This window comes from Chryseolinea sp. T2 (assembly GCF_037203685.1).
Taxonomy (GTDB): domain Bacteria; phylum Bacteroidota; class Bacteroidia; order Cytophagales; family Cyclobacteriaceae; genus Chryseolinea.
On record NZ_JBBCAU010000001.1, the window covers coordinates 703,425 to 722,502 of the forward strand.

Annotated in this window: 19 protein-coding genes; 17 read left to right on the forward strand and 2 right to left on the reverse strand. The window is 48.0% G+C overall.

The window, feature by feature from the left end; all coding sequences use genetic code 11:
- Positions 1 to 7: 7 nt before the first annotated feature.
- The 16 genes from WBG78_RS03010 (at position 8) to WBG78_RS03085 (ending at position 16,707) form a co-directional block, all read left to right on the forward strand.
- Positions 8 to 946, forward strand: a complete 939-nt coding sequence (locus tag WBG78_RS03010) for an SMP-30/gluconolactonase/LRE family protein (protein ID WP_337324883.1) — start codon at positions 8 to 10, stop codon at positions 944 to 946.
- A gap of 113 nt (positions 947 to 1,059) precedes the next feature.
- Positions 1,060 to 1,515 carry a DUF1569 domain-containing protein gene (locus tag WBG78_RS03015; protein ID WP_337324884.1) on the forward strand — a complete coding sequence of 152 codons (456 nt, stop codon included), beginning with the start codon at positions 1,060 to 1,062 and terminating at the stop codon, positions 1,513 to 1,515.
- An 81-nt stretch (positions 1,516 to 1,596) separates the two neighbouring features.
- Positions 1,597 to 2,214: a Crp/Fnr family transcriptional regulator gene (locus WBG78_RS03020; protein ID WP_337324885.1), complete on the forward strand. Its 618-nt coding sequence runs from the start codon at positions 1,597 to 1,599 to the stop codon at positions 2,212 to 2,214.
- A gap of 140 nt (positions 2,215 to 2,354) precedes the next feature.
- Entirely contained in the window at positions 2,355 to 3,677 is a 1,323-nt protein-coding gene (locus WBG78_RS03025) for a glycosyltransferase (protein ID WP_337324886.1), read from the forward strand.
- Between the two features lie 304 nt (positions 3,678 to 3,981).
- The gene (locus tag WBG78_RS03030) at positions 3,982 to 5,415 is read left to right on the forward strand and encodes a response regulator (protein ID WP_337324887.1); all 1,434 of its coding nucleotides are present in this window, start codon (positions 3,982 to 3,984) and stop codon (positions 5,413 to 5,415) included.
- Positions 5,408 to 6,052 (forward strand): response regulator transcription factor, encoded by a 645-nt coding sequence (locus WBG78_RS03035; RefSeq protein WP_337324888.1) that lies wholly within the window; start codon positions 5,408 to 5,410, stop codon positions 6,050 to 6,052. Before WBG78_RS03030 ends, WBG78_RS03035 begins: the two co-directional genes overlap by 8 nt.
- 363 nt (positions 6,053 to 6,415) lie before the next feature.
- Complete coding sequence (locus WBG78_RS03040; protein ID WP_337324889.1) at positions 6,416 to 8,380, forward strand: methyl-accepting chemotaxis protein; 1,965 nt, start codon at positions 6,416 to 6,418, stop codon at positions 8,378 to 8,380.
- Positions 8,381 to 8,394: 14 nt separating this feature from the next.
- On the forward strand, positions 8,395 to 8,901 hold the full coding sequence (locus WBG78_RS03045; RefSeq protein WP_337324890.1) for a chemotaxis protein CheW: 507 nt from the start codon (positions 8,395 to 8,397) through the stop codon (positions 8,899 to 8,901).
- Between the two features lie 17 nt (positions 8,902 to 8,918).
- Positions 8,919 to 9,383, forward strand: coding sequence for a chemotaxis protein CheD (locus WBG78_RS03050; RefSeq protein WP_337324891.1), 465 nt, complete (start codon positions 8,919 to 8,921; stop codon positions 9,381 to 9,383).
- Positions 9,384 to 9,404: 21 nt separating this feature from the next.
- Complete coding sequence (locus WBG78_RS03055) at positions 9,405 to 9,761, forward strand: response regulator (RefSeq protein WP_337324892.1); 357 nt, start codon at positions 9,405 to 9,407, stop codon at positions 9,759 to 9,761.
- A gap of 8 nt (positions 9,762 to 9,769) precedes the next feature.
- Positions 9,770 to 10,804: a chemotaxis-specific protein-glutamate methyltransferase CheB gene (gene cheB / locus WBG78_RS03060; protein WP_337324893.1), complete on the forward strand. Its 1,035-nt coding sequence runs from the start codon at positions 9,770 to 9,772 to the stop codon at positions 10,802 to 10,804.
- Between the two features lie 19 nt (positions 10,805 to 10,823).
- Entirely contained in the window at positions 10,824 to 12,578 is a 1,755-nt protein-coding gene (locus tag WBG78_RS03065) for a chemotaxis protein CheA (protein ID WP_337324894.1), read from the forward strand.
- A 4-nt stretch (positions 12,579 to 12,582) separates the two neighbouring features.
- The gene (locus WBG78_RS03070) at positions 12,583 to 13,158 is read left to right on the forward strand and encodes a chemotaxis protein CheC (protein ID WP_337324895.1); all 576 of its coding nucleotides are present in this window, start codon (positions 12,583 to 12,585) and stop codon (positions 13,156 to 13,158) included.
- 19 nt (positions 13,159 to 13,177) lie between these two features.
- Positions 13,178 to 14,935, forward strand: coding sequence for a PAS domain-containing protein (locus tag WBG78_RS03075; RefSeq protein WP_337324896.1), 1,758 nt, complete (start codon positions 13,178 to 13,180; stop codon positions 14,933 to 14,935).
- A 32-nt stretch (positions 14,936 to 14,967) separates the two neighbouring features.
- Entirely contained in the window at positions 14,968 to 15,870 is a 903-nt protein-coding gene (locus tag WBG78_RS03080; protein WP_337324897.1) for a CheR family methyltransferase, read from the forward strand.
- 159 nt (positions 15,871 to 16,029) lie between these two features.
- The gene (locus WBG78_RS03085; protein ID WP_337324898.1) at positions 16,030 to 16,707 is read left to right on the forward strand and encodes an adenylate/guanylate cyclase domain-containing protein; all 678 of its coding nucleotides are present in this window, start codon (positions 16,030 to 16,032) and stop codon (positions 16,705 to 16,707) included.
- A gap of 6 nt (positions 16,708 to 16,713) precedes the next feature.
- On the opposite strand, the gene WBG78_RS03090 is transcribed toward WBG78_RS03085, so the two are convergent.
- Both WBG78_RS03090 and WBG78_RS03095 read right to left on the reverse strand, forming a co-directional pair.
- Positions 16,714 to 17,028: a hypothetical protein gene (locus WBG78_RS03090; protein ID WP_337324899.1), complete on the reverse strand. Its 315-nt coding sequence runs from the start codon at positions 17,026 to 17,028 to the stop codon at positions 16,714 to 16,716.
- Between the two features lie 49 nt (positions 17,029 to 17,077).
- Positions 17,078 to 17,911, reverse strand: a complete 834-nt coding sequence (locus tag WBG78_RS03095) for an alpha/beta fold hydrolase (RefSeq protein WP_337324900.1) — start codon at positions 17,909 to 17,911, stop codon at positions 17,078 to 17,080.
- A gap of 228 nt (positions 17,912 to 18,139) precedes the next feature.
- Here WBG78_RS03095 and WBG78_RS03100 point away from each other — a divergent pair, with 228 nt between their 5' ends.
- On the forward strand, positions 18,140 to 18,619 hold the full coding sequence (locus tag WBG78_RS03100; RefSeq protein ID WP_337324901.1) for an SH3 domain-containing protein: 480 nt from the start codon (positions 18,140 to 18,142) through the stop codon (positions 18,617 to 18,619).
- The last annotated feature ends 459 nt before the right edge of the window (positions 18,620 to 19,078 follow it).

Here is a 19,078-nt window from a genome sequence, read left to right on the forward strand (position 1 = left end):
CCCACCTATGCATTATCAGAAACTACTCCTTCAGATCACTCCGCTTTGCTTTGTTGCCATGATCACGGGCTGCAAGCCCGGGGAGCAGAAATCAGAGACATCATCTCAAGACACAGTCAAGTCATCTACTGTAATTGTTCCTCAAAAGACCTTTACCGCTGGAGTTGAAGGTCCTGCTGTGGATGCCAACGGTATTTTATATGCCGTAAACTTTGCCAGTGAGGGGACTATTGGCATGCTGGATGCTCAGGAGAAGCCATCATTATTTGTTACGCTTCCAGAAGGTAGCGTGGGTAACGGAATACGGTTCAGCACCAAAGGAGAAATGTTCATTGCCGATTATCCAAAGCACAACATACTCAAAGTCGATATGGGCTCCCGCGCAATCTCAGTTTTTGCTCACGAGGACAAAATGAATCAACCGAATGACATCGCCATCGATGATCAAAACCGCCTCTATGCAAGTGATCCTAACTGGAAGGAGAATACAGGCAACTTGTGGCGTATTGATACTGATGGTAAAGTCACCTTGCTTGAAGACAGCATGGGCACAAGCAATGGTGTCGAAGTAAGTCCGGATAACAAAACACTGTATGTAAACGAATCTGCCCAACGGAACGTCTGGGCGTACGACCTTGCACCCGATGGAAGCATTTCCAACAAACGCATCCTGATCACGTTCCCCGACTTTGGAATGGACGGCATGAGGTGTGATGAAGCCGGAAACCTATATATCGCACGTTATGGCAAAGGCACAGTTGCCATATTAAGCCCTCAGGGAAAGGTTCTTTATGAGGTTGCACTGACAGGTAAAAGCCCAACGAACCTGGCCTTTGGCGGACCCGATGGGAAGACGGTCTATGTGACGTTACAGGACCAGGGGAACATCGAGAAGTTCCAGGCTTTGATACCTGGCAGGGAATGGCGTTCGGCGCATCCGAAGTAGTATTCGGTCCATTTGACGCAGCTGCAATTGCCGGCCCTCCGCGGTATAAATTGCTGCGTAACTTTGTACACTGGAACGCGTATCTGAAACCATTGCCCCGATAATTCTAGATTATGACTACAAACATCTTTTCGCCAGATACGACCCGGGAGCTCATCGTACGCATCAATAAGCTGACACCCGAAACCCGTCCGCAATGGGGTAAGATGAATGCAAGTCAGATGCTTGCCCATCTTTGCGTGATGTACGAAATGGTGTATGAAGACAAGCACAAGCGACCCAATGCATTCATGCGTTTCCTCATCACTTTGGTGGCCAAGGATACGGTTGTCGGAAACAAACCCTATCCCCGCAATGCCCGTACGGCTCCGGCCTTTGTGATCACTGATCAGCGTGATTTTGAGAGAGAGAAGGGCCGCTTAACTGATTATATCATTCGAACGGAGAAGAATGGGGAGGCATTTTTTGAGGGACGTGAATCGCATTCCTTCGGAAAGCTTACATTGCCCGAATGGAATAACTATTTCTATAAACATTTAAATCATCATCTAACCCAGTTTGCTGTTTAGCCGCAATTCCCATTGAGACCGTAATTTATCCTGGGGCGTAACCAAACGATTGTTATCCTCGTATTAGCCACTATTCCAGGCATGATCAACGAGAAAGAAGCATACGACCGTGTTTGGTGTCACTACAACGCCATGACACCATTCTCGAGAGAGGATTTCGACATGGTCGTCTCCTGTTCCAGGTACTCGGTGATCAGAAAGAACGAGTTCGTTTTTAAACAAGGATCAATACCCACGTTTGGTGGTTACGTGTTTAAGGGTTGCTTACGACAGTTCATTGCTGACAAGAATACCCGCGAAGAAACGGTCGTCGGTTTTAACTTTGAAGATTCCTGCTTCGGTGATATACGTGGCATTTTTTACAATGAGCCATCGCACACTTCCCTGCAGGCCATGGAAGACACGATTATCGGTCGCCTCGACAAAGAACATTACCTTTCCCTCTTCGACAACTGCAAATCATTTGCACGCCTCATGATGGTGGCGCAGGAAAGACGAAACTCGGAGCTCGTACAGGAATGCTTCGAAACAAAAAACGTTGAAGCGGAAGTTCGCTATTTGAAAATGCTCACTACTTATCCGCATATTCTTCTCCGCGCTTCGCAGCGTGATATTGCTTCATACCTCGGCATTAAACCACAATCGCTGAGCCGTATTCGTAAGAACATATCGCAGACCTCTATCGACTGCGCCGCTTAGCGCTATTCAATAGCATCCAACACCACGTTTATTCCACGACCTGACTGTTGCCAAAGTTTGGGCTGGTTTCTTTCTTAACATACGTGAACGTCCATTCATGCGCATTGACGTTAAACGGATTAAAGATTACAATCACAACAATGCAACCCCTCAAAATACTACTGGCCTGCATTCCGGCCGATGGTCATTTCAATCCGCTCACTGGTATCGCCTCTTATCTGAAAGCTCAGGGACATGACGTTCGCTGGTATACTCAGGACTACTATGCCGACAAGCTCGCACGCATGGGTATTCATCACTATCCGTTTAAGCGCGCTGTACAATATAACCAGGAGAACATGGACCTGGTATTTGCCGAAAGACTGCGTTATACGAACCAGATCAAACGCCTGAACTTTGACCTTGAACATTCCTTTCTCCGCAGAGCTCCTGAATTCTTTGCAGACATTTCGGAAATCAACGCGTCATTTTCGTTTGATGTATTGATTGCCGATGTGATGTTCACGGCTATTCCACTCGTAAGTCAAATACTAAAGAAGCCTGTAATATCAATAGGAGTGATGCCTTTGGTTGAAACTTCAAAGGACCTTGGTCCGGCCGGTCTTGGCATGACACCTTCCACGACAAGGTTGGGTAGATTGAAGCAGGATTATTTCAGATGGCTTACCGATAATGTTCTCTTCAGCAAGTCACACAAACTTTTTCGTGACATTCTTGCAGGATATGGTCTCATGGTCAAGGGTAATACGATGGACTATCTGATACGTTCTTCCACATTTATGCTGCAAAGTGGTACACCTGGTTTCGAATACAACAGGAGTGACCTTGGTAAGAACATTCGATTCATAGGCCCGCTACTTCCATTGGCTAAAGGAAGACAGCCGCAGTCTGACTTGCGCGAAAGATCTAAGCGATACAGCAGGACAATACTTGTAACGCAGGGCACGATCGAGAAGGATCCGGAGAAACTCATTGTTCCTGTGATCGAAGCCTACAAGGGGACTCGCACTTTGGTTATTGTTACCACCGGCGGTTCAAAGACGAGAGAACTGCGCGACCGCTTTCCATATACCAATGTCGTTATAGAAGACTATATTCCATTCGAACACGTGTTGCCTTTTACCAACGTGTTTATCACCAATGGCGGATATGGTGGAGTAATGCTTGGCATTAAGCACGGTGCGCCCATGGTCGTTGGAGGCGTACATGAAGGTAAACTCGAGATCACGGCGCGTGTCGGTTACTTTAAACTTGGAATCGATCTAAAGACGGAAACGCCAGATTCAATTCAGATCAAAGCGGCAGTTGAGATGATTGCTAAAGACCCTACGTATAAACTCAATGTCATGAAACTTGCAGCCGAGTTCAGCAAGTACGATACATTACGTCTGGTTGCTGGCTACGTGTATGATGCCACCGATTTCGTCTCGGAGAAAGTTGACTCCGTGAAAATACTTAGCTAACGATTACACAGCCGATTTCCCTCTCATTTTCTATTTGCAAGGCAAGAGCCCCGCACTGCGGGGCTCCCCTGTTTTCGGGGGGTTAACGATTCGAACGTTTCTTTATTTCCCCAAGTCTTGAAGTGAAATAGTGTTAGTCTCAAAAATTTATTACTTGGGTGTCGTCTCGTCAATTTTGAATTCTCCGCTCCACCGGCAACAATGTAAGTTTGATGCGTAACCCACAATCGTTGTTTCCCCTGCATGATTGGGGAGAAAGTACTACATACTCGTACCACGTGGCAATAATTGTTAGCGAGAGATAATGGCGAAGGCTTCGATTCTTATTGTGGAGGATTCTGCGTTGGCGGTCTTTTCATTAAAGCAAACACTGGAACTTGATGGATACGCGGTGATAGGATCGTGTGACTCGGGAGAGAAGGCCATTGCTTTTGTAGAATCGACAAGACCGGATCTGGTGCTCATGGACATCGTAATCAATGGGCAAATCGACGGTATTGAAACCGCGTCATTCATCAAAAAGAAATACAATATACCATCGGTATTTCTTACAGGTCTCACCGACAGACAAACGATAGATCGAGCGAAAGTAAGTGAAGCTTACGGATATCTGACCAAGCCTTTTGAAGCACGTGAAGTGATTGCCGTGATTGAGATGGCATTATACAAGCACGACATTGAGCTTCAGTTGCGTCGGAGTGAAGAGAAATATTTTTCTACCGTGAGCTCAATTAGCGACGCCGTCGTTACAGTTGATCGCGATTGCAGAATCACGTACATGAATCCTGCCGCGCTTCGAATGACGGGATGGACGACGCAGGAAGTCATTGCCAGGACAGCGGCTGAAATTCTGAGCTGTAAAAGTTCATCAGCGAAGCAAATCAATATCAATCCCATTCAGTGTCCCTTGGGGATGGGCAATCTAAGCAGAATGCCGGATGACTTGTTGCTTGTTTGCAAGACCGGGAATGCACTTCCAATTGGTGAAAGCAGTCTGAGTCCTATGCTTGATTCACACGGCAACTTTACCGGATTGATCATCGTCTTCAAGAATGTCTCGGACAAAATACAAAAAGACAACTTGCGTAAGCTGGCTGAGCTGAATCGTAAGGCTGCCGTTATCGAAGGTCAGGAACAGGAACGGGGAAGGATTGCAATGGATCTCCACGACGGTCTCGGGCAGATGCTCAACGCAATCAAAATGAACACGCGTGTCATTGTTCAGGATCCGATTGCAGCACAAAGTCTGTTGCAACTACTGGACGAAGCCATACTGGAATCAGTACGCATCTCAGAGAATTTGCTTCCATCAAAATTGCGTGACTTTGATCTGGCAACGTGCCTGCGAACGCTATGCGCAACCGTGATGAAGTCGTCAAATATCCGGATTGATTTTCAGGCACACGGTGTGGCCATCCCGATGAATCAATCGAATAAGGTTAACTTCTTCCGGATTACTCAGGAGGCGCTTAATAATTCGTTGAAGCATGCAAGAGCAAAAAATGTGAGCGTTCAGCTGAATGTGTCGCGCGAGTTGATCCGGCTTACGGTTGAGGATGATGGCCGAGGAATGTCTTCCGTGTCGCCATCATTTAGCAGTGGCGGAGGCAACGGGTTGAATAACATGCGTGACCGTGCTGAAATCATGGGCGGTCAGTTTAATATCGAAAGTGATGATCATCGTGGAACACTGGTGACCGTCGAAGTACCCAATTCAAGAGCAGTTGTATATGTGTAAGGTTGAGATTTTGATTGCTGATGATCACGCAATGATCAGGCAGGGGGTAAGGAGTTTGCTGTCCAGAAATTCACAATGGAACGTTGTGGGCGAATCTGTAAATGGCCGTGAAGCAATTCAACACTTTCACGATCTTAGGCCTGATTTGATGATCCTGGATATCTCGATGCCGGAGGTAAATGGGATGGAGGTGGCCAAGCACATTCTCACGGGCAACAGTGATGCAAAGATCATCATCCTGTCGATGTATAATGACGACGATTACATCAGTAAGTGCCTGGAGCACGGTGTGCGCGGATACGTTGTTAAAAGTGAAACTGGCGACCAGCTGGAAGAGGCCGTTCAAACTGTGCTTCGCGGTGACTGTTATTTCAGCAGTGAAGTGCAAAAGTCAATACTGAAGCATTACTCAGGTAATTCCCGTAAGAAAGCAACCGATAGCGATATTCGACTGACAGCGCGGGAAGTGGAGATTGTACAGCTGATCAGCGAAGGGTTAACGAACCAGGAAATGGCTGATCGCTTGTTTATCAGCGCGCGTACAGTGGAGACACATCGCGCAAATCTCATGAAAAAGGTTGGCGTGAAGAATGCCATTGAGCTCGTCAAGAAGGTGGACCAACTCGGTCTGATTTAACCGGTCATTTTAGAGCATCTCAATTTCCTGCCGGTATACAAAAAATACTGGCCGATACTCGTATTGCTGAGCAAACGAAGTTTAAACGCAAAGAAGATTTATTCCTCAATGTTTAGTATCAACCGTTTTCCGATGAAGCGACAATTGCGTACCGCTTTCATCACAATTTCATCGACGACTGATAAGCGCTGACACAGGCGATAGGTATTTCTACGTAATGCGTATCCGTAGTCACGAGTAGATTAAAATACAGTCGTTACGGTATGGTGGAGGTTTGAAGCTCATTGTAGTTTTACATACTGCCTCGCGCATTGCGCGTGCAATTTTTTAAAACACCGTTGATACGGTTATTATTTAAACTGAATGAATGAACATCAACCGGCAAATCCAACTCTGATTCAGGAGTTGTCTGCATCAGAAGCTGCAACCGGCAAATCAATCCAACGCAAAAAAGTTAAGCAAATGAATAAGAACCTGTACCAGGACAAGGGCAACGGCACACAACATGGTTCGTCGTCCAACGGAAAGAGCAAGTCTGAGGAAGAGCAACTCATGCTCGTCGATTATCGTGGACAGATCGAGGCGATAAGCAAATCACAGGCGGTCATCGAGTTCAATATGGATGGCACGATCATTCGCGCCAACGACAACTTCCTGAAGACGATGAATTATTCGCTTGCTGAAATACAGGGTCAGCATCATAGCATGTTTGTAGATCCTGAGTACGGACGCAGCTTCACTTATCGCGAGTTCTGGAGCAGGCTTAATCGCGGTGAGTACCTTTCGGATGAATTCAAGCGAATTGGCAAGGGTGGCAAAGAAGTCTATATACAGGCGTCGTACAATCCAATTCTGGATTTGAGTGGCAAACCATTCAAGGTTGTTAAGTATGCCACTGACGTTACCGATCAGAAACTGAAGAACATTGATTCCCAGGGACAGCTTGAAGCAATCGGGCGTTCCAATGCGGTGATTGAGTTCAATATGGATGGCACGATCATCACTGCCAATGACAACTTCTTAAAGACGTTGGGTTATTCGTTGGCGGAGATCAAAGGCAAGCATCACCGTATGTTTGTTCAGGAGGAATATTCACGTGGAATGGAGTACAAGAATTTCTGGGATACTCTGAATCGTGGGGAGTTTTTCGTGGGTACTTATACTCGTATCAATAAACGCGGTCAGGAGATTTACATTCAGGCATCGTATAACCCGATAAAGGACGGCGACGGCAAACCTTACAAGGTTGTTAAGTACGCGCTGGATATGACAGAAGTAATCCGTGTCATCAAAGCTATGTCGAAGGGCGACCTGAGTCAACGCTGCGACACTTTTGTAGACAACAATGGATTGACTGCTGAGGTCAACAAGACACTTGACAACCTCAATGGTGTGTTGATGAACATCAGCCAGGGATCTTCTGTCGTGGCTAAGTCATCAGACCTTCTTCAGAAGAAGGCTGACGATATGAAGCGCAATACCAACGAAGTGGCATCTGCTATTTCACAGATGGCTAAAGGTGCGCAGGACCAGGCGTCAAAGACGGATGAGTCTTCGAAGCTGATCAACCACGTAATGTCGTCTTCAAACGACATGGAAAAGAAGGCCAACTTTATTAATAAGACTGCCGAGCGTGGACGTGATAGCTCAACGCAGGGCATGAAGACGGTTAAGGTTCTGGTTAATAACATGACTGGTATCAAGGAATCCGCCGGACAGACTGCGCAATCAATTCAGGTACTTACCAGACGCACTGAAGAGATCGGCAGAACGCTTAATGTGATCACGGACATTGCCAGCCAGACGAACCTGCTCGCATTGAATGCGGCGATAGAGGCTGCGCGTGCTGGTGATGCGGGTCGTGGCTTCGCCGTAGTGGCCGAAGAGATAAGAAAGCTTGCTGAGGATTCACGCCGTTCGGCAGTTGAGATTGAAAAGATCATCAGCGATGTACAACGTGATACCCAGGCGGCGGGCAAAGCAATAGAGGGCATGGAGGTAAGCGTGAAAGAAGGAAATAAGTCAAGTGTTGAAGCGGAGCTGATATTCCAGGAGATTGCCAGGTCTAGCGAAGAGACGTTCACAGCATCACAGGAAATTCAAACCGCCACGCTTACTCAAAAGGACAGTATCGGAATCGTGGTGAAGAACTTCGAGCAGATCGTTGTTGTGTCGGAGGAAACTGCTGCGGGTACCCAGGAAGTTGCAAGTTCCAGCCAGCAGATGAGCAATGGCATGTTGGAAATCGCGAAGGCGGGAGACGAACTCTCCGCTGTAGCTGCCCAGTTGCAGTCGGGGCTTCAGCAATTTAAACTCAGAAAGAACTAAACGTAAGCGCTCCAATGGCTAAAGAAGAAAAGTCTGAGACGATTAAGACCGGCAAAGGAATGCAGATCGTAGTCTTCAAGCTAGGCAACGAGGAATATGGGATGCAGATCGATCATATCAAGGAGGTTGTCATCACTCCCAACATTACCCGCATGCCACAGTCAGCTTCGTATATAAGAGGCGTGGCCAACGTTCGTGGAAATGTGATTGCCATACTGGATCTCGAAGAGCGTTTTAACCTTGAGCGGGTCATACTCGAAAAGGGCGGCCGCTACACATTAGTGGTGGAAAGCGAGGAGATGCGAATGGGCCTGCTGGTTTCAGATGTTCCTAATACCATCACGGTGAATTCAGCTGAGATCGACACGAACGCCGGTATTGTTGGTGACGGGCAAACAGACAGTGGTTATATAAAAGGAATCGTGAAGTCCGGCAACCGATTGATCATCCTCGTTGACATATTCAAGGTGGTGGATTATGATGCGGTAGTCTCGATGAAGAAGGCCCACATCGCTGCCTAGGGCATACGTTAGATACTATGAAGGTATACACAATCAACATCGGTCAGGTAGTTACTCACCAGGGACGCGCTCAATACAATTGCTTTGGATTGGGATCGTGCATCGGGTTGTTTCTCAATGATCGTCAGTTGGGGCTGACCGGTGCTGCACATATCCTTCTTCCTGATGCCGAGAAAGGGCCGGACACACGTGGCTGGTATTGTGCCGATGCGGCCATCGAGGAACTTTTTCGACGCTTTCAGCAACAGGGAAGTTCGCTGACCGGATTGTCAGCGAAGATGGTTGGAGGTGCAAACACTCTCGGAACAACCAGCACAGGAGCACGGAATGTCAGATCAGTGATGCAGCACTTGCACATGCGCAACATTTTCATTGCTGCGACTGATGTGGGCGGAACAGTGAGCCGCACGGCGCAATTTGAAACAGCTACAGGAACGCTTACCGTGAGACGCGCTGGCGACAGGACAGGAACAATTTTTTGAAACAAATAATACAGAGCAAACATGGCAAAGAGTGTATTGATTGTTGATGATTCGCTGTACATGCGAACCCTCATTAAAGACGCCCTCGAAAGTGGCGGATATAATGTCGTGGGCCAGGCCGCTAATGGCGAGGAAGCAATCGACCTTGCGTTTGAACTACAACCCGATCTCATCACGCTGGACAACATATTGCCCGACATGATTGGAACGGACATCCTGAAAGTTTATCAGGACGAAGGTTTGAAATCAAAAGTGGTTATGATCAGTGCCGTTGGACAGGAATCCGTGGTCAACGAAGGACTTCGGCTAGGAGCCAGGGCTTATATCGTAAAGCCCTTTACCAATGATCAACTCGTAGAAGCTGTTAACAAAGCTTAGTAACGAGAATGCCATCCCGTATCAGAACAGTGTTGATCGACGATTCCGCCTTCATGAGAAAGCTGATTGGCGATGTCATTCGTCGTGACAACGAAATTGAGCTGGTCGGCATAGCCAAGAACGGACGCGAGGGAGAACAACTCGCCCTGAATCTGCGTCCGGATGTAGTGGTCACGGATGTCGTTATGTCTGATTACGATGGCGTATACGTTGTAAACTCGCTGATGGAGAAGCAACCGGTACCCATCATACTCCTGAGTTCATTGGAGAAAACAGATACCAGGGTGTTCGATGCACTTAAAGGCGGTGCATTCGAGTTTGTGGACAAGCCGGCAGACTACAGGACTAATGAACTACACGGCGAGCGACTGCTCAGTCTGATCAAAGAAGCATCACGCGCTGATATCAGTCACCTGAAGTCGCGTGTAACCAAGCGTGCTAACAATCACCAGCACAGCATTGAATCCATTAACTATGACATTGTTGTTATCGGTGCTTCAACTGGAGGTCCGGCAGCTATCGAACACATTGTTACTAATCTGCCACGCAATCTTCAGGTACCCGTCGTCGTGGTGCAGCATATGCCAACGCGATTCATTGAATCATTCACAGCGCGCCTGAATGAAACCAACACTATTCCGGTGAAGCTTGCTTCCAAAGGCGAATCATTGAAAGGTGGAAATGTGTATGTGGCGCCGGGCGAAACGAATATTCTGATAGAAAGGAATATTGCAACGGGTTCGCCGATAATTGTTTTCACTCAGAGAAAATATCGCGAATTCAATTACCCTTCTATTGACAGCGTGTTTGAATCCGCGTCAGAGACTTTTGGAAGACGCGCTATCGGTGTTCTGCTCACCGGCATGGGAAAGGACGGTGCCGTTGGTTTGAAGAAGATAAGGGAATCCGGCGGCTATACTATTGCACAGGATGAAGATTCATCTGTTGTCTACGGTATGCCACGCGTTGCCAGTGAGATGGGTGCTGTAAGACAGATAGTAAGTCTAAACGAAATACCAGGTTTTATTGTAAGCTGTTTGTAGCCTTCAAAGGAATTTAAACATGGCAAACCGAGACGACGAATATAAGGAGATATTCCTGGCGGAGGCCCTCGATAATTTTGAGGAGGTAAACAGGCTGATCACACACCTCGAGAAACACGCGGGGGATAAGGAGACTGTTCACGCACTTTTCAGAATTACCCACACGCTCAAAGGCAACGCCCTGGGTATGGGCTATTCAGGCATTGCAGAGATGTCGCATGTACTGGAAGACCTGTTTGGCGAGATGCGTGACGGGCGTGTACTCATGGATGAGTCACTGTTTGCCATGCTGTTCAAAGCTGTGGATGCACTGGGCAATCTGATTCAGGCGATCCGCGACAACAGCGAAGTAAAGTATAAAGGCATCAAGACAAAGCTCGAGGTGTATCTGAAGCGGACAAAGGCGCAGCCCGTGACTGCTTCGATCCATCATCGTGATGCAGAAAAAGCATCTTTCAGCGAAGCTGGTATTGACGACAACGAAACATCAAATGCTGGACAGCGGGTGAATGAACCCGAGCAGGCTGAGAAGCTGGCCTTCTCGGATCTGGTGCAGGTTCCCGTCCGAAAGCTTGACAACCTGCTGACACTTGTGGGTGAACTGATGATCGAGAAGGACCGCATCCTCGCCATGAGTTCAGCAAGCGGCCGTCGCGGCAACAACGAGTTTGCGCGACTAAGTCGCATCAGCGCAGATCTGCAGTACTCGGTAATGGATGTCCGTCTCGTGCAGGTAGGATTTCTCTTCAATAAGTTTCATCGTGTCGTTCGTGATGCCGCCACCATAGAAGGAAAAGACGTAGTACTCAAGCTTGAAGGAACGGATACTGAAATAGACAGAAATGTTCTTCAGGTAATCGGCGATTCGCTGATTCACCTGATCCGTAATTGCGTGGGTCACGGAATAGAAACTCCCGAAGAACGGAAAGCTGCAGGTAAGCAATCTGAAGGAACGGTGACCCTAAGCGCACGCGGTGAAACGGACTCCGTTGTCATTGAAATAAGCGACGACGGTCGGGGATTGAATTATCAGAAGATAAAGGAAAAGGCAATTGCTAAGGGACTGCTATCAGCGTCGGAGGCGGATTCACTTAGCAAGGACGAGCTGGGCATGCTCATCTTCGAGCCCGGATTTTCGACTATGGAGCGTGTTACCGCTATCGCAGGACGCGGCGTTGGAATGGATGTGGTGAAGAAGACTCTGGACTCGATCGGCGGACTTATAAAACTCATGAGTACCGACGGTGCCGGTATGGTGATACAACTTACGCTGCCTGCATCGATGGCAGTAAAGTCATCGTTGCTATTTGAGCTGGGTGAGTCCGTGTATGCAATTCCGCTTGCATATACTCAGTCCGTTATTTCAGTTGCCAAGTCGGACATTCATCGCGCGGGAGGTGGCCTCGTCGCAAATCATTTAGGGAAGAACATCGCGATCACCTTTCTTTCGGACATTCTTGAACTGAATACTCATACAGGATCAAACATGGCAGTTTCGTCACTTCAGAGGGTTCCCGATTCTGCCAGCCTTCACGTTGTTGTTGTTTCATTTAACAACCGCACCGTTGGGTTCGTTGTAGATAAGCTTCTACAACAGAAAGAGATAGTTGAAAAGCCACTGACGCGGCCGGTAGATCGCGTGAAACATATAAGTGGATATACAATCCTTGGAAGTGGTAACGTGTGCCTGGTGCTGAATGTGCCCTTCGTTCTGGGAATCATTTTTAACAATGCCGCACAACAGCGCGCAGCAAAAGCATTTCATTTGAATTAATAATATGGCCACGCTGAATAGAGAAGAAAGGTTGATGCAGATTATGGGTGCCGGATTTGAGCGGGCCGCTCGTTCATTCTCGACTCTCGTCAACAAGAATGTGAAGGTGACGAAGTGTAACTCTGTAAAGATCCAGGCAGGCAGCAGCTGGAACGCATTTGCCGAGGAGGCAGGACATCTGTATGTACTGGTTACGCAAATCATCGGTGACGTCTCAGGGAAGAGCTTCCTGATTTTCAATGAGGCAGAAAGCCAGGAGATATTCAAAGCAGTGAACTTGCGTTTATCGAACGAAGCGCTCAACGAAGCGTTTCTCATGGAAATCGACAACATCATTTCGGCTTCAGTAATCTCCGAGATGGCGAATTCACTTTCCATTGAAATTTACGGCGACGTACCTGCCCTGGTACGTTTGCCTGCGCACGATCTCAGAAGCTTTGTGTCAAAGGAACTGGGAAGCGACTCCAGCACAAGCGTTATCTTTTGCAACACGTCATTCAAGTTCGACGATCGGGATACCATTCATCCGCAGTTCGTCTGGAGTCTGAGTAATAGAATTTTTGATGCAATCCCGGTATAAGGTTTAGTACCCTAAGCCCATGGCCAGACCGTTATCAATACTGAGTTATCTTTTCATCACCGTTGTGTTGCTGTCCATTGCTGCAGTGGCTTTGGACCTTGAGCGCGCTATTGTTCTTTCAGGAATTGTGACGACCGGTTTAATCGGAGCGGTTTTGATGATCCTCTGGTTGCGTGTCCTTCGAAAGCTGGCCCTGGAGTCACAACGAATTCTGGAAACTGCAAAGAAGGATATTAAGATACAGGGAACGGGTCTCGGTCTCCTTACATCAAACCATGCCGCCATCTCCAAGAAGTTTGAGAGGTCGGCAGAACTAATTGCCAGCCTGGCACACCCCGAAAAGCTTTCTTCGTTCGATGACCTCAACTCGGAAGATGCCATAGACGGAGCTATTCTTTCAATCCATACAGAGCTGCAGCGCGTCAAGGATGAAGAGACAAAGAGGAACTGGGTAACACAAGGACTAGCAAAGTTTGCTGAAGTTCTCAGAACAAAAGAGGAGATCAAACAGTATGGCAGCCGCATCATCAGCGAGCTGGTGAAGTATCTCGACATCAATCAGGGAGGAATTTACATTGAGGCAAAGGACGATGAGGGAAATCGTTGTCTTGATCTTCTGGCTTGCTACGCATACAACAAGAAGAGAATGATTGAATCGCGCATAGCGCTCGGATCAGGTTTGCTCGGGCAGTGCATGCTCGAGCACGAAGTGATGTTTCTCACCGACATTCCACGCAACTATACTTCGATAACGTCAGGGCTGGGCGAATCCACACCAAGAAACGTAGTCATCGTTCCTTTGATGTTTGACGGCGAATTCTACGGTGCAGTTGAACTCGTGGCATTCGAGTCGCTTCAACCACATCAGGTAGACTTCGTTCGTGAAGTCAGCAAGAGTATTGCATCGGAAGTGGCCGCCCTGCAGAATGTTGTTCACACGGAGAAGCTTCTTGCCGAATCGAACGTACTTGCCGATAGGCTGCAAAGCCGTGAGAACGAATTGCAACATCACCTGGAGACGATCAGCGCCACCCAACAGGAAATGTCGCGCAAGCAGGCGGAGTTATCGGGCACCATCAATGCCATCGACGGTACACTGGCAACAGCCAACTTCACGATGGACGGAAAGCTCATCAATGCTAACGAGATATTTCTCAAAGTGCTCGGCTATGATGAACATGCTGTTCACGGTAAATCAATTAACTCTTTCACTGGTGATGATCCTTCCATCAACCTGATGTGGGAGAATCTGAGACTTGGGAAGTTTTTCTCCGGTGAGTTTAAGATGCGTGACCACAGCGGGAAAGAGATGTGGCTTACGGGAACGTTCAATCCCATTATCGTTGAAGGCGATGTGCCGCAGCGAATATTGATGCTCGCTCAGTTCACCACTCAGGAGAAGGAGAAGCTTAACGATCTCGGAGGCATGGTTACAGCTCTCAAGGCCACTTTCCCCGTTATCGAGTTCAATGCAGAGTTCCGTTGTAAGACTGCGAACGAAAAGGCAATGAAGCTCTTCGGCATCAGCAGAATTCAATTGAAGTCAAAGGCAATCGAGGACTTTCTGGCCCCCAGCGGCCATAAACAATGGTCCATGCAACGCGAGCAGGTTCTTCGATCGGACTCTATACAGCTGAACGTTCCAATGGCTTTGCAGGAAGACGTCGCGCCATTCGAGGTCAGCTTTTCGGTAAGCAGGGGTCTCGATGGGACAATAAACAAGATCATCTTAATTCTTATCAGACAGACGAAGGATCAGATATCACTGGTCGCTTGATTTGTGCGTGGAGATTTAGAACAGGAGGGACGATGGACAATTTGGAGCTGACGAATGAGGAGATGAATTCCCTCTGTCAAAGTATTCTTAAGCGATACGGAATAGACTTCACCTGTTACGAACCCAAATCATTGCGACGCCGCATGTTGCGCGTAATGAGCCTTTACAATCTTCCCAATTCCTATGCGTTGTGGATGAAGTTGCTGCAGGAGCCTGACTTCGTAAAACCATTTCTGAGTGAAGTCAGTGTAGGGATGACTTCAATGTTTCGCGATCCGGAGTTGTGGGTGGCGCTGAAGAAGCGTCTGGCAAATGAGTTCCGCCATCGTTCGACGATGAAAGTGTGGCATGCCGGGTGCTCAACAGGAGAAGAGGTATACAGCCTGGGTGTTTTGTTACAGGAGATGAAGCTCCAGCACATAGCTACTGCGTTGGCCACAGATTTCAACGACGCAGCGGTACGTGAAGCCCAGGCTGGCGTGTATCATAAGATCAAGACGAGCGAGAACGCGGCCGCGTATAAACAGGTAACAAGCTATCGCGATTTTTCAACTTACTACACTGAAATTGACTCGACGCAGGTTCAGATGCACCGCGACCTGGTGAAGCATGTCGAGTTCAGGTATCACAACCTTATCACCGACACCTTTCAGAATGGGTTTGATGTGATCTTTTGTCGCAACGTCATGATCTATTTTGATGTCCCGGCGAAGCGACGCCTTCTCGATAAGTTTTATGAGGCGCTCAACCCGGGCGGTCTTTTCATCATCGGCTTCTATGATGCCGTGATGAACATCGTGAACGATGAGAAGCTGGAGGTAGTTGACGCCGACGTAAAGATCTTCAGGAAGAGGGGAAACGGCTCCCTCAGTACAGAGGCACGCGATTATCTTACCTCTTCAGTTAAGGAAGGATTCTTTGACGCCGGCAAGTAACATGATCCGTCCGTCTTAAACGATTTGCTGCCAGGATCAAGGCCCTGCCTGACCCTTTTCTGTACGAAAAAATCAACATTCCTATCCTTTCACTTTTCCTGCTGACATAGGGCTGACACAAGGCTATCGTTAATTAGTACAATCAAAACGCGAACAGCCATGCAGCTACCACTCTTTATGTCGCCCAAACCCGCCATCAGGGGCAGGAAGAAGACAAATCAGATCCAGTCTCAGGCCTGGGATCTCTGGAATCAACCCGCTGAGCCGGAACAGGAAATGGCACTGATGTTTGTGGACATCAGGAATTTTACGCCCCTTACAGGGCAATTCAGGCCTTCGGATGTGTTGCATCTGATTGGAAAGCTTCTGTCTACCTTCCAGCGTCTCGTCCGAAACAATCATGGTAGAATTATTGAGACAACAGGTGACGGATTTTATGCTGCTTTCGGGTTTGATGGAGATATCGGAAGGGCGGTTGATGACGCGGTCCGCGCGGGGTCTTCTATCATGCGACAGCTTGCAGTCCTCAATGCGTCCGGCGAATCTCAGATAGGCAGAAAGATTGAAGTCGGTATTGGCATTCATGTCGGAAAAGTGGCTACCGGAAAGATCTCTTTGAATGGCTATGAGCATTTGCTCGTGATGGGCCATGCGGTGAACATTGCTGCGCGTCTGCAGGGTGCGACCAAACAGCTTAACAACAATTTCCTTGTTTCATCAGTGGCCTTTGAGTTGCTTAAGCAACAGCCATCAGAAAGTGAATCTGCCCATCTTACTCTCAAGGGTGTTGACGCTTCTCTGGAAGTTCGAATGATAGGTGAGAAGTATGCCGCATAAAGTCAATTAGCATTCAATCACCAATGGGTTGTCGTACGCAACCACAATCTGTCCTTCTTTAAATAGATTCTCCACTGCGTTTATTGCTTCGAGCTGTTCCTGAGTGATTGATGCGGATCGAAGCACCCTGCAAAGGTGAACGCCTGTGCTGACAGCGCCTTCTTTGTACACTACGATATTCTTCATAAGATTGGATGAAAGCCCTGTAATCAATTCCTGCTCGCTGCCCGTCGGAATATGAAGAACGTTGAGATCGATCCTGGCCAGTATTGCATCTGGAATTTCCAGGAGAAATGGATATTTGATCAATGCGGCATGCATGGGAAGAATCGATTGCTTACCACGGGCATCGTCAACGTCATGGCTATCCTCACAAGGAAAGAAATGTTTCAATTACCGGCAGAGCCACCAGTCCGCCAGCATTCCCCGGCTTCAAAGTAGTGAGCTCACCAATGTAGTCGCCATGACCTCCCGGGAAGATCGCCAGCTGCGCATTTTTCATAGTACGAAACATCTCCACCGCATGTTCAACGGTCACAACATCCTGGTTGCCACACATGACTAAAGCAGGAGCCGTGATAGCTGCAATATCATATTGTTGTATGTCTTTAAAGTTCTGCATCCGGGTGACATCGCGGTTATACATCGCATATAGCGCATCCTTGTCAGGATTGATCTCCAGGAAAGCGTCCTTATAGGGCTGAGGCATTCCTTCGAAGGTTGCCTGTTTCATCATGTCCCAGAATCCCGGAAACGTACCAGCCTTATTATACATGGTGGATGCCACAATAATCTTGTTGACAAGCTCAGGATGGCGCATCGCGACGAACAGCGTTGTACTTGCGCCGTTACTGAATCCGAAGATGTTGGCCTTTTTGATGTTGAGTTGCCTGAGAAGTTCGGCGATATCGTCAGCGTCCTGTTCGAACGTCATAGGTCGATTGATATCGGAGGTGTGTCCATGCGCCTGCATTTCCACAGCAATCACCTGATTCGAGTTTGCCAACCCGGGGAGTATACGTCCGAATGTAGTTTGAAGTGTAGAACCTCCTCCATGGATGAGGACCAACGGATAGCCTGTCCCGTGAACTTCGTAGTACATTTTCAGCCCGTTCACGTGAGCATATTTTCCCGATGACTGGGCTTGTATGGATGATGAAGTTGTTGTCATGATGCAGATGAAGAGAAGGTGAATATAACGCATAGTTGAAGTTGACGTCACCAAATAGTAAACAGCCAGTGAATATAGAGGATATTTCTTACGCGGCTTTTTTGATGCAGGGAGCGTGCCACTGGACAAATAGGTGCTCGCCTGTTAGGTTGTAGATGAGAACGGCGCACATGCCCTCCCCACATGCCGGCAGGCCGCATCGCTCTCCTTCGATACCAACAGAACTTACTTTCCGGGATCCTCAAGTAAACTGAAGAAACGATGAAAAACGGCCTTCTTATTACATCTGTACTCGTCATTCTATTTTTTTACGCCACTCCGGGGCTTTCTCAATCGACAGCAGGTCGCATGCCTCAGTCAACAACGGCAGCGAAATGTGTCGGTTCATCTGATTGCACGGCATGCAAGAACTGTTCTTCATGCGCCCATTGCAAGGATGATGGTGGCAAGTGTGGTGTCTGCAAAAAGAATGCATCTCATCACGCAGCATCTACTCAGCAGGACGAAGAGGATTACACCAAAGTGGAATGGTCTGCCAAGTCACTCAAACCAGGAGCGACGACGTTGCAAAGTCTCGAAGTTCATAGCGGACCCGGTGAGTCGTTCAAGGTTGTTGGCAAGGTTACTAATCGCGATCCCCTGATCATCATCGGCGAGCGTGAAGGTTGGTACAAGATTGTCGTGAGCCACGCCGACCTTGTTGGGTTCGTCGAAGTGTCGAACGTGTCGATTGCGCAATAGGAAGGTATTCTTGTTGTTGCACGACTGCCGGCTTGCTGCCAAAGCCGGTCCTGATCATTATCAACCTTCTTACCCATTCTTTTCTCATCCGTCTTAGACTGGTATCTCATCCGTATCAGACCCGTGTCTCATCCGTATCAGACCCGTATCAGACCCGTATCCTATTGGTGTCTGACAGGTAGTTCATTGGGTGTGATTTGTTGATATAGCCTGAATGGGCACTCCAGGTCACCGCAACAACTGAGAAGTCAGCCAAATCAATAAACCTGTCCAGACAAAGGGGATCAACAAGCCTGTGCAGCCATAGGCGGGACCTGTCCAGCCGCAGGCAGGATCGCCAGACCTGTCCAGCCATCATGGCGGGATCATCAAATGCTTGTGCGCGCACAAGGCGAGGGGTCGAGAAATATTCGTTCAGGAAATATTAATTCATTACATCACGCCGCTGCCAGGGTACAA

Bases quoted from the DNA above. Each gene is read 5' to 3' on its own strand.
- WBG78_RS03010 (WP_337324883.1), top strand. From the start codon at position 8: ATGCATTATCAGAAACTACTCCTTCAGATCACTCCGCTTTGCTTTGTT.
- WBG78_RS03015 (WP_337324884.1), top strand. From the start codon at position 1,060: ATGACTACAAACATCTTTTCGCCAGATACGACCCGGGAGCTCATCGTA.
- WBG78_RS03020 (WP_337324885.1), top strand. From the start codon at position 1,597: ATGATCAACGAGAAAGAAGCATACGACCGTGTTTGGTGTCACTACAAC.
- WBG78_RS03025 (WP_337324886.1), top strand. From the start codon at position 2,355: ATGCAACCCCTCAAAATACTACTGGCCTGCATTCCGGCCGATGGTCAT.
- WBG78_RS03030 (WP_337324887.1), top strand. From the start codon at position 3,982: ATGGCGAAGGCTTCGATTCTTATTGTGGAGGATTCTGCGTTGGCGGTC.
- WBG78_RS03035 (WP_337324888.1), top strand. From the start codon at position 5,408: ATGTGTAAGGTTGAGATTTTGATTGCTGATGATCACGCAATGATCAGG.
- WBG78_RS03040 (WP_337324889.1), top strand. From the start codon at position 6,416: ATGAATGAACATCAACCGGCAAATCCAACTCTGATTCAGGAGTTGTCT.
- WBG78_RS03045 (WP_337324890.1), top strand. From the start codon at position 8,395: ATGGCTAAAGAAGAAAAGTCTGAGACGATTAAGACCGGCAAAGGAATG.
- WBG78_RS03050 (WP_337324891.1), top strand. From the start codon at position 8,919: ATGAAGGTATACACAATCAACATCGGTCAGGTAGTTACTCACCAGGGA.
- WBG78_RS03055 (WP_337324892.1), top strand. From the start codon at position 9,405: ATGGCAAAGAGTGTATTGATTGTTGATGATTCGCTGTACATGCGAACC.
- cheB (WP_337324893.1), top strand. From the start codon at position 9,770: ATGCCATCCCGTATCAGAACAGTGTTGATCGACGATTCCGCCTTCATG.
- WBG78_RS03065 (WP_337324894.1), top strand. From the start codon at position 10,824: ATGGCAAACCGAGACGACGAATATAAGGAGATATTCCTGGCGGAGGCC.
- WBG78_RS03070 (WP_337324895.1), top strand. From the start codon at position 12,583: ATGGCCACGCTGAATAGAGAAGAAAGGTTGATGCAGATTATGGGTGCC.
- WBG78_RS03075 (WP_337324896.1), top strand. From the start codon at position 13,178: ATGGCCAGACCGTTATCAATACTGAGTTATCTTTTCATCACCGTTGTG.
- WBG78_RS03080 (WP_337324897.1), top strand. From the start codon at position 14,968: ATGGACAATTTGGAGCTGACGAATGAGGAGATGAATTCCCTCTGTCAA.
- WBG78_RS03085 (WP_337324898.1), top strand. From the start codon at position 16,030: ATGCAGCTACCACTCTTTATGTCGCCCAAACCCGCCATCAGGGGCAGG.
- WBG78_RS03090 (WP_337324899.1), bottom strand. From the start codon at position 17,028: ATGCATGCCGCATTGATCAAATATCCATTTCTCCTGGAAATTCCAGAT.
- WBG78_RS03095 (WP_337324900.1), bottom strand. From the start codon at position 17,911: ATGCGTTATATTCACCTTCTCTTCATCTGCATCATGACAACAACTTCA.
- WBG78_RS03100 (WP_337324901.1), top strand. From the start codon at position 18,140: ATGAAAAACGGCCTTCTTATTACATCTGTACTCGTCATTCTATTTTTT.